A 13,465-nucleotide genomic window follows, 5' to 3' on the forward strand; every position below is an offset into this window, starting at 1 on the left:
CTCCTTGATACGTCGAAGAGTGGGTCGATACGCTAGTCCAGCCAGTGTCAGTCGTCTCGAAGGCTGGTTAGAACCCCGCGTATACGGGGCGATATCTCGTCCTGACGCTGCTCGAGCATCGCATCGAACGAAGTGTTTGATGCACGAAGGCCCGTCAGCACCGCGATCCCCTGTCCGATCAGGCAGGCGCGGATCTGGTTTGACGGTGGCGGTACGCCACGACACCAGCCTTGAACGCACACGATGCAGCGCTTGCAGATCGAGCTAGTTTTGGTTCTTTTCCGGACGGCTATAAGGTTTGGGCGCAGGGCGGCTTCGGCGATGGCCTCGGCATCGTTGTAGTCGTTCTTCTGGCCTTCGTTGAGAGGCTTCACGTAGATCGCAGGGATGATCCGCGGCTCGAAACCCATCCCACGCAAGGTGTGGCTGACGAAATAGGCACTGAGGCAGGCCGCCATCCCGACAATGCACCGTGGAAGCATGCTGAACGGTTTCTGCACTGAGAGACGTTTGATCTTCCTTTGCATAACGACATAGCCTGATCGATCAAAACCATATGTCTATGATCTGGTCGCTTTAAGGGTGCAATTTTGGTTTCGCTCCCTATACCTTTCAACTAAGAATGGTCAGAACGTTTAGTGAACATTCTGCTAATTAAGTAGGGGCTGGTCATGGAATTTAATGTTGACGCGGAGCTTTCAAAGCTTAGCCGTGAGGAGCTTGAGCGCCTTGCTCGGGGGATGATGACCAGCGGAGTGGCGCTCAGCTTTCACGGAAAGCGGTCCGCTATGCAGATTGCGAAGCAGGTCAAAGCTCGTCAGACCCGGAGGGAGCCAAAGCTGAATGTAGGGTCGCCAGAAGGTCAGGCTAAAAATATGCTGATAGAAGGTGAGAACCTTCAAGCGATGGTCACGCTTTATAAATATCGTGGTCAAGTTGACCTGATCGTAACTGACCCCCCCTATAATACCGGGCAATATTTCCGCTACAATGATCGTTGGGATAACGACCCTAACGATCCAGACCTAGGCACAATTGTTTCTGCAGACGACGGCTCGCGGCATACGAAATGGATAAAGGCAATGATGCCTCGCCTACAGATTATGAAGGCCATGTTGCGACCGTCAGGTGTGATTGCGATCTGCATTGATGACAATGAGCTCTACCATCTAGGTATGATGATGGATGAAGTCTTCGGGGAAAAGAACCGTCTTGCCATCCTCAATTGGCAAAAGACATATTCTCCAAAAAAGGCTAACCACGTCGCCAGCGCTACAGAGTACGTTCTTATTTACGCCAAAGATCAAGGGCTCGCGCGCACCTCTAAGTTAGATCGCGACGAGGCCGCTAATGCGCGTTTCACCAATGGCGATAATGATCCGGACGGCCCTTGGAGGCCTGGGGATCTTGCCGCTAAAGACAAGCGGGACCGGACTATCTACGCTATGCAGTCCCCGTTCACTGGCCGCTTGCATTATCCGGAGACAGAGCATGACTTTGCGGGAACTGTCAGCATCCCTACCCGACATTGGTCTGGGTACACCAAGGCAGAGTTCCAAAGCATGCTTGAGCAATGGGGTTCCAGTTATATGGAAAAGGATCTGGGAGACGGCCGCGGAAGAGCTCTGATCTTAAAAGGTAGCACTGTTGCGTTAAGCGGTTATGACCCTAAAGGCGACAAGGCGGTTATAGCTGCCCAAGAAAAAGCTAAGCGCATTCTTGATGCTGGTAATCAGGGTGAAAAACCATTGCCAAAATTGGTTTTCTCTGATGACCGTTCAGGAAACCCGGGCGCTGGCCGACCGGCAATCAAGCGACACCTTGAGCTTATCTCCCAAGGGCGAATCCCATGGACGTTTTGGGCTGATGAGCAATACGAGGACATTCCGGAACCGGTGGAGATCGGATCTGTATCCTGGAGGCATGCCGTATCCGGCCACTCGCAAGCAGGAATAAATGAGCTAGATGCTATTTATGGGAAGGGACATGGCTTCCAGACTGTAAAACCACTGAAGCTTATAAAGAAGATCATTCAGCTTTGGGCGCCGTGGAGCGGACTTGTTTTGGACCCTTATGCGGGATCAGGCACTACTGGACATGCAGTCTTAGAACTTAACCATGAAGTTGGATCAGACCGACGCTTTATTCTTATTGAACAAGGCGCGCCTGAGAACGGGGATAAATATGCTCGGACGTTAACTTGGCAACGTCTAAAAAACGCAGTAACGGGCGAACGCCCGAATGGCAAAACGGCTGAGCCCTTGGGAGGGGGCTTCGAATACCGGTTACTTACGAAGGCCATCGACGCCAAGGCCGTTTTGGAAATGCAACGAGACGAACTGATCGACGTAGTGCTGACTTCACATTGGGAGACACATAAGCGTTCCGCACCTAGCGTCACCCGGATTGATGGAATTGATTACCAATATCTTATCGGTAAAGATTCTGCAGGAGAGGGATATTTCTTAATCTGGGACAATGGCGGTCCAGTGGGTTCTTTAAACAGAGACACCTACAAGAGAGTTTTGGGAGAAGCCAAAAAAGCAGGGCTCGAACCGCCGTTCCATGTCTATGCGCGTTACGAGTTGTTTCAATCTTCAAATGTCAGATTCTGGAAGATCCCGGATAAGATCCTTGCAGATCTCGGTTTGACCGATAACGATAACTTCAACAATTCTAACGAAGAATAGATTACATGGATCCAGTAGCATTCCAGAGCTTTGCCGCGGAGCAGATTGCACAGCGCTTCGTAAATTATATGTCCAATCCGTTGATGGTAGATCGAATTACCCCGGTGCCGTTTCTTCAAACGTTGATCGCTATCACGGGAAGCGGCAAGACGCTTATGCTGGCAGAGGTAGTAGAGCGCATCGCAGAGGCACTACCCCTCCCTCCGGTTGTCCTTTGGATTTCAAAGGGCCGAGTAGTAGTCTCGCAAACTTTTGAGAACCTATCAGTAGGGAAATATGCTGAAAATTTACCCGGGTTTCGCGTCCTACCGCTCCTTGAGGTGGCTGCAGAAAACCTGAGCAGTTCAGAGGTGCCGCTTCTCCTACTTGCGACGGTCGGCAAATTTGCAGTCGAAGATGGGGCAAGCGAAGAACGGAAAGTCTACCGCGCACAGCTTGACCTTGCCGAAGAATCCCTCTGGGACTTGCTAAAGAAGAGGCGCACAGAGAGGGGCCTTAAGAGGCCGCTGATCATCATCTATGATGAGGGCCATAACCTATCTAATTTACAGACAGAGCGACTTCTGGAGCTTTCTCCAGATGCGCTGATTGTAGCAAGTGCAACTATGTCGCTGCCGCAGGGGCTAAATGGTATAATTAATCGACTTCGGAACGATCGGAAGTGGTCGGATGCAGACTTTTCTACGGCCGTTTCAAGCCCCGAAGTGGTTGATGCCCAGCTGGTGAAGGAGAGAATATCCATTGACGGATACATGACTCCGATGGAAACCGCGCTGGACAATATGCTTTCTGATCTGGCCGCCGCACAAACGTCAGCAACTTCCCTTAATCTGCCTTACACTCCAAAAGCCATATACGTCTGCTCAACGAACACCGTCGACGGCATGCTTACTTCAGAGGACATAAAGCGCCCCCTTGCGTTGCGGCAGGCCCGCCCTATCCTAATCTGGCGCCACTTAGTTGAAGTGGCGAAAATCGATCCAGATAAAATAGCTGTATATTGTCAGCTAAAATTTTCAAAGGAATATCCTAAACCTCAGAACATGCAGCTCTTCGACGGTGCGGAAAAAGACTATGCAAACTTCATTGAGGGCGACTATGAACACATCATATTCAATCTAGGACTTCAGGAGGGGTGGGATGATCCGGCCGCTTCCTTCGCTTACATTGACAAGGAGATGGCTTCTGCTCGCCAGATCACGCAGGTAATTGGGCGTGTGTTGCGCCAACCTGGCGCTAAACATTACAACGACCCTATCCTCAACACTGCGCATTTTCATATTCGGACAGACGAGAAGAGGGTGTTTGATGATATCCTGCGCGAGATTAGGGCTGATCTGATCTCGAAACATCCTTCCATTGCGATAGTGGTCCGTGATGAGAAAAGCCGTGGCAAGAAGGATAGTCTAGATCCCGACCCCTCGAAAACTGTACCTAAGGTAGCGATCGAGAGCAGCGATGCGCTAGAACCGATCAAAGGTATCGTGGAAGGCATGATGGACTTCCGCGAGGGCGGTAGCAACACAGTGGGCCAAGGCAGCCGGATGCAGGTTCTTCAACTCATAGGCGAGGATACAGATGCCTCGTATGAATGGGTGGAAGCTGAGCATAGTAACCGAGTATTGGCCCGTCACGTCTTCCGCAGGGAGATTCAGCGCAACTATCCTGGTGCTCTGCAACGTACAGGTGGGCCAATCAACTTAGTAGATATCGAGGACCCGAAATTCGATGCACCGATAGAGGCCAGCAGCCCGGCAGCGGAGCACATTCGATCGAAGGCCCGTGATGTAGTACAAGCCTACAAGCAGCACTCAATTATTTTTCAAGATGACGATAGCCACCCCTATGTAGTAGGTCCTATAGCTGTAGACCCGGAAGGCGGTGAGGTGTTCAAGCGCTCCCTCCATGAGCGGTACAGCGGCTTAAATAATTTCGAACTAGATTTCGCCCGCGCGCTAGACAAGACACAACGCGTTTGGGCTAGGAACCCCTCTGCCGGTGGATACCACATCCCGCTGCTCAATGAAGGCAAAGCATATTTTCCGGATTTTTTAGTATGGGTAGATAAGGGGATCGTGGCGGTCGATACAAAGGGCACACACCTCTTAACTGATGCCGCGGCATCAAAGCTGTTTGAGATAGATGGTCCGTCAACCGGCCGGCGTATCGCACTGCGGCTAATTTCTGAAGGGCATCAAGAGCTTTCTGGAGGAGTACTGCAGACTAGACGGGCTAATGGATATACAGTCTGGACGTGGAGGAATGGCCGGGCAAACGGAGCCTTCTTCGATACGGTAAAGGCCGCGGCAGAAGCGGCCATCAAGCTTGACTAATCTGGAACTATTTAGTCCCTGCTGCGCTGGCGGCGGGCACTCCGTATATTTAGCTTAACGCACCGATATCGAGAGAAGAAGAGCGAAGAGCCTGGCTGTAAGGTTCGGGCCTTGCGTGAGCGGGTCGTCACACGCAGGGTGAAGACTGAGCGCAACCTCAACTATTGTGCCCTGGGCCCCATTCCAGCCGGCTGAAAATGGCAAAGCAGAACTACACTCGAAAGCGTGCCTAACGGTACTAATCTGAGTGTTATATGCTTGCAAATGCGCTTTGGAGACCTCTGTGCTTCATCTTCTACTATGACCCGACAGATGACGTTTCGGTTTATGATTGACTTCTAGGGGTAAGATACATAAGTATACGGCTATCTATTGAGCCTACATGTGCTTTGAGAGCCGCGAGCCTGAAAGCGCCAAGCGATCGTACGGATGAGTCGAAAAATTAGGGTTAACCCTTGATCCACTCAGACCGCTTTCGGTGAGAGTGCCTCGTAGATGCATCTTAGGGAGATACACTGTACTTCCTGATGCCACTTTCAGAAGAAGTCATTAGTGAACATATTGATATGGGAGTCTTTGCGATGCTCCCGGACGTTTCCATGACAGTCTGTATAGTTACCCCTCATAGATGCGTCTTTATTGCGACTGACATTGTAATGCGTCGCTCCGTCAAATTTGTGACCAAAGCGCATGTTATTTGAAACAATACATAGTACATTATGTGGTGGCATGCTTGTGTCGGCCTGTGCATGGCGCTCCGGCCCTATCTTAAAATGCTTATCCTCGTCATCCACAAGATAGATGTCAGGATAGTCGGAAGCTTTTTTAGGCTTTTGCCGCTTACGCATCTCCCTGAGGAGAGCGTCTATTTCGCGTCCGTAGTTGCGACGCGTCATGTCGCGACAGATTTCACGCATCGTAATAATCTCATGGGCATTAAAATTACTAAGAGGTAGCCGAAATATCTGCTGGTATTTTTTATCAGTAAAGCGTGTTGCAAAAAAGCGGAAGGCGCGTAAACACCGTGTCAGCACCGAAGTGAGAAAATTATCAATATTTTTGCCATATAACGGGGCGTCAAACCGATGGACGCTGAAGTGGTCACCAAGCAGTTCGACCAGTCTGGGCATGCTATCATCTGTAATGACAACAATTCCCGACGCATTCTCCCAATTCAGCCAATTTAGAAAATCGTTAATATTGTTGCTAATCTTTGTGTCAAATGCGGTCAGCACTACCTCATCAACGCCAAGCGCTGCATAACCCCCTGCGCGCAAGTCAGGGGGTACAAGAGAAATTTTTTTTGCTGTAATAGCTTCAATTACTGCCGCTTCAGCGGTCACGAATACTACGATGAGCATAATTAGCTTCTGAGGAGTGCAATAAGAACCTTTGCGGGAACCATCAGCTCGGCGGAAGCCACTTCTGGCATTGCAGCAAGCGATTCGATAAATTTCACCAATTCTTGTCCTCTCTGGCCACTTGGGCGCTGTCGACAAGAAGCTTGGTCAACCGTCGGCTCACTCAAAAAGTCATAGTCAACATCCGCAGGAATAAGCCCCACCTTGGCCTTAATTGTTGGATGGGCAATGAGCTTAGTTCCTGGTATGGCTTCTCTTGATACCCATTGCACAAGTCGAAGTGGCCCGGTGAACGTGCGATAATCCACGCCCATACGTTTCAAATCTGTCGCCACAAGGCTTAAGTAATAAGGAATACCTCTTTCGTCCCAAGTTTCCTGCGCGCGTTTTCGCAGGAAATCTTTAAAGCCCGGAACATCATTTATTGAAGTGGTCATGTTTTCGCATTCCTAAAGCTCAGCAAGTTTTTCAATCCCTATTGTATACAAATTTGAGTATTAGCTCCTGTTTCAGGAAGGAACTACCTACAATTTCCGAGCAATGGATCCTGTGTAGTCACGACTTTTGCATAGAAGAATGCTTCGATAGAGTCGATGATCGCTCTGCGTTTCTATACGCCGTCAGTTGATGCTGAACAGCTCATCAACGTCAAGGTGTTTAGCTCCATAATAAAAGCACCTTTTGTAAATTCCGTCTATTAGCCGGCCTAAGGTCGCCACGTTCCGTGTAGCTTACCTGATAGGGCGTCAAAGCCGCGTTACACCACGAGGATCAGCGAGCTACCAACCCTAAAGGTTTGATTCCTTTTTCGTCAGGGGGCCGCAGCCCCCTGTTCTGCCGGGCGATTACTCGCCCTTGCCCGTGGGGATGATGGCGACCAGATCGGCTGCTAGGCTCGTTTCGTAAACGGCCTGACCGTCCTTGTCGTAGCTGGTTTCAGAGATCCTGCCCTCGGCCGTCACCAGGTCGCCTTTGCGCAGGTTTTCCTTGATATAGGCGAAGCCGGGCGTGCGCTCGAACATGGTGACGGTGTTCCAGGATTCGCGATCCCGCCGCTCGCCGGTCTCCCGGTCCTTCCAGCTTTCCTTGGTGCTGATGCGGATTTTCAGGGTCTTGCCAACTTCACGGATAGCGCCGACGTAGCCTTGGATGCTGAATTTGGCGTGGGTGTAAGAGGCATTCGCAGCCTTCTCGCAAGCAGAAACGTTGTAACTATATCGAACCGAAGGCGTCGCGTGACTTGCGGTCGGCCCGGAAACATGAAGGCCGACCGCAACGCAAGATCAGCTGGTGAGGTCAAGGACCATCCGGCCTTCGATCTTGCCGCTCCTCATCCGGTCAAGGATCGCGTTGATCTCGTCCAGGGGTGCTGTTTCGATCGTGGCCTTCACCCTGCCATCACTGGCGAACGCGAGCGATTCCTGCAAATCAAGCCGCGTCCCGACGATCGAGCCGCGCACCGTCACGCCGTTGAGCACCATCCCGAAGATGTTGAGCGGGAAATTACCCGGGGGAAGACCATTCAGCGCAACCGTGCCGCCGCGATCAACCATGCCGATGGCCTGCTCGAATGCCTTTTCGCCGACGGCGGTGACGAGGACGCCCTGAACCCCGCCGCCGGTTTCCTTCACCACCCTGGCAGCCGGATCGTCCTCGGTCCGGGCGTTCACGGTCACCTTGGCCCCAAGGCGCCGGGCAAGCTCGAGCTTGGCATCGTCGATATCGACGGCCACAACGTTCAGCCCCATCGCGACGGCGTATTGCACCGCCATATGACCCAGACCGCCGATCCCCGAAATGGCCACGGTGTCGCCCGGCCTGGTGTCGGTCATCCTCAGACCCTTGTAGACCGTCACACCCGCGCAGAGCACCGGAGCGATTTCGTTGAAGCCGACGTTATCGGGAAGGTGGCCGATATAGTTGGGGTCGGCGAGCACGAATTCGGCAAAACCGCCATTCACGGAATAGCCAGTGTTCTTCTGGCTCTTGCAGAGCGTCTCCCACCCGCCGAGGCAGTGCCGGCAATGTCCGCACGCGGTGTAGAGCCATGGCACGCCGACGCGGTCACCCTCTTTCACATTAGTCACGCCCTTGCCAACAGCAGAGACGTATCCCACGCCTTCATGTCCGGGAATGAAGGGCGGCTGAGGCTTGACCGGCCAGTCGCCCTCGGCGGCGTGCAGATCGGTATGGCATACGCCGGACGCGTGGATGGCGACCTGGATCATGCCCGGCTCGACTTCCGGGATGGGGACCTCTTCGATCTGAAGTGGTGCCCCGAATTCGCGGACAACGGCTGCTTTCATTGTCTTGGTCATCTTTTTTCCTCCCTAGAAAAAACCAAGTTTGTTGGGGTTGTAGCTGACCAGCATGTTCTTGGTCCGACATTCCCCAAGTGGCCTGCCGCTTGACTTCAAGATCGCCTGATTTTGCTCGCTGGGCAAGCGTTTTTCGCCCCGAGCGGTGTCTGTCGTCGCGCAAACGGCCGAAGTCGGGTGGATCAAGCCTCGAACCCGCAGCATTCTGGCCCGGCAGAGCCGCTTTTCCGCGCGGCAGACGGACCTGTCCTGCCGCTTTCGTTCAGCTTGGGCATGGATCGTGGTCATGCGCATGACGGAGGCGTTCGAAGACGGCGGATGGCGGCAAGGACGGCCCGCACCATCGGGCCGGTGACGGCGACCTCGGCCAACTGGAAGGTAATGGCGCGGGCGTGGCGGACGACGCGGGCGCCGATCTTGATCAGCTTGAGTTGCAGGCTGGTCAACGACCAGTCCGCCATGGCCTCGGGCAGTTCGATGCAGCGCAGGAAGGTTGCCAGGTTGTAGGCCAGCGCGTGCAGTTGCAGCCGCACCTCGTTGTGCCGGAACTTCCGGCATGACAGCCGCGTCCAGCGAAAGGCATATTTGCCTTCCTTGATGTGCTGCTCTGCGGTGCCGCGCTGGTTGTAGAACCTCACCACCCAGTCTGGCTCCATCGGCAGGTTGGTGACGATGAAGCCGACTTTGGGGAACAGCTCGCCCGGATGCCATTCGATCTTGGCGATGACGCGGCGCGGCTTGTCCCAGGACGCCGCCTGATACTCGAAGTCCTCGAAGAACCGTTTGACCTTGGTCAGCGAAGGCCGTCCCACGGGCCGTGTCAGCCGATGCGCGATCTTCTCGCGCAAGACGGCGTTGGCGGGCAGACGGATGGCGTAGAAGAACCTGGCTTCTTCCAGCCGCATATAGATCGCGGGGATCGCGTAGGCAGCGTCGGCCCGGAAGAAGCGTCCACCAAGGTCGCGGCCAGCATATCGGGCAATGACGGGATCAAGGACATCCCGCCAGCCATCGGCGCTGTGGACATTGCCGTTACGCAGGGCGCAGCGCTCCAGCATGCCAAACTGGTTGAACAAGAAGATGGGGTGATAGCAGGTGCAGTCGAAATGCCCGTTCCAGGCAGCACCTTCCTGATCGCCGTGGGTGGGGCTGACCGAGCTGTCCATGTCCAGCACGATGTATTTCAACCCGTTGCGGTCATGAAACCGGTCGATCCATTGGCCGTTCAGATCGGCCAGCGCCGCCCGGTTCGCGGCCAGAGCCAGCGTCTCGGTCTCGAACCGTCCCATCTGCGATGCCGAAGCAGCTTGCGCCTCGACGGCCCTGCCGCCAACGACCTGACGCATCACGGGATCGAGGGCCAAGCGGTCGGCATCGTTCACATCCTCGTATCCGGCCAGTCGTCCGAACACCGATTGCCGGAACAATCCGTCAAGCCGATGGAGCGTGTTCTTCCCGGTGCGGCTGTCTCGCAGCGCCTCCGACGCCAGATTGGACAGGCCGAGCACGTCATCAAGCTCGCGCATCACCAGCAGGCCACCGTCTGAACTGATCTGCGCACCACGGAACTCCAGACGCACACGGCGGTCGAAATCAACCCGATCTCCCCGCGCCAAGCCCGCACCCTCCAGGTGATCCATGAAACGCGCCCCTCGCAGCCGTCAACGCCATGATTTATATGCGAAATATCACGATTACGACAGCGAAATCAGCGACTTACTTGGAGAATGTGGGCAAAGACGTCTCCTTATGGTAGCCAAGGTGGTGCTAAGCAACCGCCATGTAACGGCCTTCTTGTTGATCAGCGAAGATCACCCTATCTTGGACCACTGCGGCGCACGCATCCCTGTTATCATTATCATATTGGCTCATGAAACCGCATCGACTGAGCTACTCCCCGAAAATCGGACAGTGACGGAAGCTACGATCTGACGTCTGCTGGTCTTCAAGAGCGAGGAGATCAGGACATGAATAAACGCAGGAACCATGACACGGGATTCAAGGCCCGTGTTGCGCTGGAAGCCTTGAAGGGCGAGCGCAAGGTGTCTGAGTTGGCCGCCGAATATGGCGTGCATCCGACGATGATCCATCAGTGGAAGAAGTCTCTGCTCTATGGTGCTGCTGACATCTTCGAGCGGGGCGGCAAGACGGCTTGAACTGGCCCCCTTTTCGACCGGACATTTGGGCATAGCCATGGAGGCTTAGGTATATGCCTGAGCACGTGCTTATGTCTGAGATTGAGATCATCACCGATGGCGGTCGTCGGCGCCGCTGGACTGCTGCCGAAAAGCTGCGGATCGTCGAGGAGACGCTRGAGGATCACGCCAGCATTTCCATCGTTGCGCGGCGCAATGGCGTTGCACCCAACCTGCTGTATCGTTGGCGAAGGCTCATGCTCGAAGGGGGGAGTGTCGCCGTGACCGAGGATGATGACATCACCAGCAACAAGGTCGTGCGGCAGCTCGAGGATCGCATCCGCGAACTTGAACGGCATCTCGGCCGCAAGACGCTTGAGGCCGAGATCCTGCGCGAGGCCCTGAACGAGGCGATCCACAAGTTCGGCCCGCCCGAGATCATGAACTCCGATCAGGGATCGCAGTTCACGTCCTTCGCCTGGACCGACCGCCTGAAACGGGTCGGCACCCGGATCTCGATGGATGGCAAGGGCCGGTGCATCGACAACATCTTCATCGAACGCCTCTAGCGGTCCCTGAATTATGAATGCCTCTACCTGCACGCTTGGGAGACCGGCTCTTAGGCTAAGGCTGGCATCGGGGCCTGGATCACCTTCTACAACCACCAGTGGCCTCACGCCGCCCTTGGCGGTCAACCACCCGCCGTGGTCTACTTCAACACCATCGAAACCGATCAGCAGGTGCAGAGTAGCTTAAAGCTGCCGGAAATCTGTCCAAGAGTTGGGGAGTAGCTCAGATTAGCCGTTGACGGTGATGCTGATGTCGTCTTCTCGAACGCCAAACGTGGCCGCTAGGCGGCGTTTAGCTTCAGCAATAGTTAGCGACCCTGCGTTACTCTCTGGTACCTTTGGCTCGCTCTCTGCAGCTACAAGTTCCGACTTATCACTCTCCATGTCGAGTAGCTTACGTTTGAGCAAAGGTGGGTTGGCAAGTCCGGCTCCTGCGCCAACATAGTACACTGGGTCAGAAACCTCTCGGCCATAGAGAGAAATCCAAACACCGCGTCCGATTGGAAGGGTGTGCCCTGCCTCCTGACGCGCCTTGTAGAGACGATCAAAACGAGCTCGCATATCGTCGGCTTCAATGATGTGCACTTGGCCAAACTTTGGATTTTCTTTATCGTTGACCGAACTCGCGATTACGACGTCTGCATCCTCCAAAGTTGCCCACGCTGAGCCATCATCCGTTCGCGGAAAGGCAATCCAGGTGTCTTGCGAAGTTCGAATGGTTGCGACCCGCTCAATTCCGTCCTTAGTGATTTTGCGAATGCTCGACTTTCCAGAGCCGGGGATCTTCTCGACTTTCCAGTCATCCGCCTCAAGCGCCTCTATCGCCAGTTCAAAGAGCCATTTCCTAATGCTGACTTTCTCGAGCGTCGCTGACACGTTAGTCACTTCTCTCACCTCCCTTAGTCTTCCTTTCAGGCCTATGCTCCCCTACTGATGAATAGTCAAGAAGGATATAAGAGAGCGATGAGAGGGGTGTAAGAGGGATAAAGGAAGAGGACGTTCGAGCGCTATGGGGCGGACGCAAACGATCAGAAACGTATGCGTTTTTTCTTTTACATTGACGCTGCGGGTGCAGTATCAGCAACCCCCCTGCCCCGAGTTTAAGAGCTTCCTGACCGAAGGATGCCCACCTTGCCGGGATGTTGAGCCTTGGGGTTATGTCTCCAAGAGAATTCGACGTTAACCGGGACTCGCCACTTTTTAGCGAGCCGATCAACTTCCTTCCAAACATCTGCTGCGGACTGTCCCTGCACGGAGATGCCCAGTTCGGGGAAGTACCTATAGCCGTCATCGTCGTAGCTGGCAGCCTTGGAAGGAACGCCCAGTTCTCGGACCAGTTTTTCACCCTCAATCCCTTTAGCTTTAACCTGTGCGATCATCACATGCAGAATTGACGCCCAGTTGGGATTCTGGATTGGCTTGCCATTGATTGTTGCTTTTATTGGCTTGGTGAAAGTGAGGCTGGGTGCGGTATCAAATACCAGAGCACCATCTGTTAAGGTAGCGGTTGCACTCTTCATTTCATCATCGCGTTCGATTCCAAGTTGATCCATCGCTTCCTTAACAATGTGGTCGATGGTTTCGCTCGGCGACTTGGTCCCGAACCAAGTCTTGAGCGTGCTGATATCTGCAAAAGTTGCATCGTTGATCCTGACTACGGGCATCATGGCTTTCTCCTATCGCCGCCTTATAGAGGATATGTAACATCATATGGGGCGATTCGATGCAAGGTTTGATGTTACATATCCTCTATATTTTATTGGAAGTTCGAACTTATGCTTGCGGTAAAAGGCAATAGATTTACGTACAGAGGTCAAAGCGGGCGGTTTCATCACCTCGCGAGGCTCGGCCAAAATCGTTGAAAAACTTGCGACCCATGGCAAAATCATACCAATTTCTGCCATGGTCTTAACCGGCACATCAAACGCTGCTGTTCGTGCACTCCACAGCATCTGGGACTTTGGGCTGTTCATTACGATGCTGCGCCGACTCTCAACAGTTCACTTTGAGGCAAGCTGGCAAGCCAGTGAAGCAAATTGCCTCACTTGGAGGGCAAGTC

The 13,465-nt window shown here is 53.7% G+C and carries 12 protein-coding genes and 1 pseudogene; 5 read left to right on the forward strand and 8 right to left on the reverse strand.

Translation table 11 applies throughout. The features are described 5' to 3' along the window. Nucleotides 1-50: 50 nt before the first annotated feature. Nucleotides 51-554: pseudogene (locus SY26_RS19110) on the reverse strand (transposase); the annotation flags it as partial. Between the two features lie 117 nt (nucleotides 555-671). Between SY26_RS19110 and SY26_RS20765 the strand changes: the two are divergent. Continuing rightward, nucleotides 672-2,690 (forward strand): site-specific DNA-methyltransferase, encoded by a 2,019-nt coding sequence (locus SY26_RS20765; RefSeq protein WP_084693963.1) that lies wholly within the window; start codon nucleotides 672-674, stop codon nucleotides 2,688-2,690. A gap of 5 nt (nucleotides 2,691-2,695) precedes the next feature. Beyond that, nucleotides 2,696-5,023, forward strand: coding sequence for a DEAD/DEAH box helicase family protein (locus SY26_RS21380; RefSeq protein ID WP_046001882.1), 2,328 nt, complete (start codon nucleotides 2,696-2,698; stop codon nucleotides 5,021-5,023). A 536-nt stretch (nucleotides 5,024-5,559) separates the two neighbouring features. Here SY26_RS21380 and SY26_RS21385 read toward each other — a convergent pair. The 5 genes from SY26_RS21385 to SY26_RS19130 form a co-directional block, all read right to left on the reverse strand. Continuing rightward, a complete protein-coding gene (locus SY26_RS21385; RefSeq protein ID WP_157020548.1) occupies nucleotides 5,560-6,384 on the reverse strand; it encodes a hypothetical protein in 825 nt (274 codons plus the stop codon). Between the two features lie 2 nt (nucleotides 6,385-6,386). After that, nucleotides 6,387-6,821 (reverse strand): hypothetical protein, encoded by a 435-nt coding sequence (locus tag SY26_RS21390; protein WP_157020549.1) that lies wholly within the window; start codon nucleotides 6,819-6,821, stop codon nucleotides 6,387-6,389. Nucleotides 6,822-7,229: 408 nt separating this feature from the next. Further along, on the reverse strand, nucleotides 7,230-7,535 hold the full coding sequence (locus SY26_RS20225) for a single-stranded DNA-binding protein (RefSeq protein ID WP_046001883.1): 306 nt from the start codon (nucleotides 7,533-7,535) through the stop codon (nucleotides 7,230-7,232). A gap of 132 nt (nucleotides 7,536-7,667) precedes the next feature. Then, nucleotides 7,668-8,702: an alcohol dehydrogenase AdhP gene (gene adhP, locus SY26_RS19125; RefSeq protein WP_046001884.1), complete on the reverse strand. Its 1,035-nt coding sequence runs from the start codon at nucleotides 8,700-8,702 to the stop codon at nucleotides 7,668-7,670. Nucleotides 8,703-8,986: 284 nt separating this feature from the next. Next, entirely contained in the window at nucleotides 8,987-10,342 is a 1,356-nt protein-coding gene (locus SY26_RS19130) for an IS1380-like element ISPme1 family transposase (protein ID WP_012112698.1), read from the reverse strand. On the opposite strand from SY26_RS19130, the gene SY26_RS21395 reads away from it, so the two are divergent. The 3 genes from SY26_RS21395 to SY26_RS19145 are packed head-to-tail and all read left to right on the forward strand — an operon-like array spanning nucleotide 10,341 to nucleotide 11,406. Beyond that, a complete protein-coding gene (locus SY26_RS21395) occupies nucleotides 10,341-10,634 on the forward strand; it encodes a hypothetical protein (RefSeq protein WP_157020550.1) in 294 nt (97 codons plus the stop codon). The two genes, SY26_RS19130 and SY26_RS21395, sit on opposite strands and share 2 nt — an antisense overlap. Before the next feature lie 35 nt (nucleotides 10,635-10,669). Further along, nucleotides 10,670-10,858 carry a transposase gene (locus SY26_RS19140; RefSeq protein ID WP_157020551.1) on the forward strand — a complete coding sequence of 63 codons (189 nt, stop codon included), beginning with the start codon at nucleotides 10,670-10,672 and terminating at the stop codon, nucleotides 10,856-10,858. 53 nt (nucleotides 10,859-10,911) lie between these two features. Beyond that, nucleotides 10,912-11,406, forward strand: a complete 495-nt coding sequence (locus SY26_RS19145; RefSeq protein ID WP_198143233.1) for a transposase — start codon at nucleotides 10,912-10,914, stop codon at nucleotides 11,404-11,406. A gap of 228 nt (nucleotides 11,407-11,634) precedes the next feature. Here the strand turns inward: SY26_RS19145 and SY26_RS19150 are convergent, their stop codons facing one another. Continuing rightward, nucleotides 11,635-12,282 (reverse strand): hypothetical protein, encoded by a 648-nt coding sequence (locus SY26_RS19150; protein ID WP_232303422.1) that lies wholly within the window; start codon nucleotides 12,280-12,282, stop codon nucleotides 11,635-11,637. Between the two features lie 224 nt (nucleotides 12,283-12,506). Continuing rightward, complete coding sequence (locus SY26_RS20780; protein WP_084693964.1) at nucleotides 12,507-13,073, reverse strand: T4SS efffector SepA family protein; 567 nt, start codon at nucleotides 13,071-13,073, stop codon at nucleotides 12,507-12,509. Nucleotides 13,074-13,465: the final 392 nt, after the last annotated feature.

Source organism: Paracoccus sp. 228 (assembly GCF_000967825.1).
GTDB lineage: Bacteria > Pseudomonadota > Alphaproteobacteria > Rhodobacterales > Rhodobacteraceae > Paracoccus > Paracoccus marcusii.

Excerpts from the sequence above, each read along its gene's own strand:
- SY26_RS20765 (WP_084693963.1), top strand. The coding sequence starts at position 672 with ATGGAATTTAATGTTGACGCGGAGCTTTCAAAGCTTAGCCGTGAGGAG.
- SY26_RS21380 (WP_046001882.1), top strand. The coding sequence starts at position 2,696 with ATGGATCCAGTAGCATTCCAGAGCTTTGCCGCGGAGCAGATTGCACAG.
- SY26_RS21385 (WP_157020548.1), bottom strand. The coding sequence starts at position 6,384 with ATGCTCATCGTAGTATTCGTGACCGCTGAAGCGGCAGTAATTGAAGCT.
- SY26_RS21390 (WP_157020549.1), bottom strand. The coding sequence starts at position 6,821 with ATGACCACTTCAATAAATGATGTTCCGGGCTTTAAAGATTTCCTGCGA.
- adhP (WP_046001884.1), bottom strand. The coding sequence starts at position 8,702 with ATGACCAAGACAATGAAAGCAGCCGTTGTCCGCGAATTCGGGGCACCA.
- SY26_RS21395 (WP_157020550.1), top strand. The coding sequence starts at position 10,341 with ATGAAACGCGCCCCTCGCAGCCGTCAACGCCATGATTTATATGCGAAA.
- SY26_RS19130 (WP_012112698.1), bottom strand. The coding sequence starts at position 10,342 with ATGGATCACCTGGAGGGTGCGGGCTTGGCGCGGGGAGATCGGGTTGAT.
- SY26_RS19140 (WP_157020551.1), top strand. The coding sequence starts at position 10,670 with ATGAATAAACGCAGGAACCATGACACGGGATTCAAGGCCCGTGTTGCG.
- SY26_RS20780 (WP_084693964.1), bottom strand. The coding sequence starts at position 13,073 with ATGATGCCCGTAGTCAGGATCAACGATGCAACTTTTGCAGATATCAGC.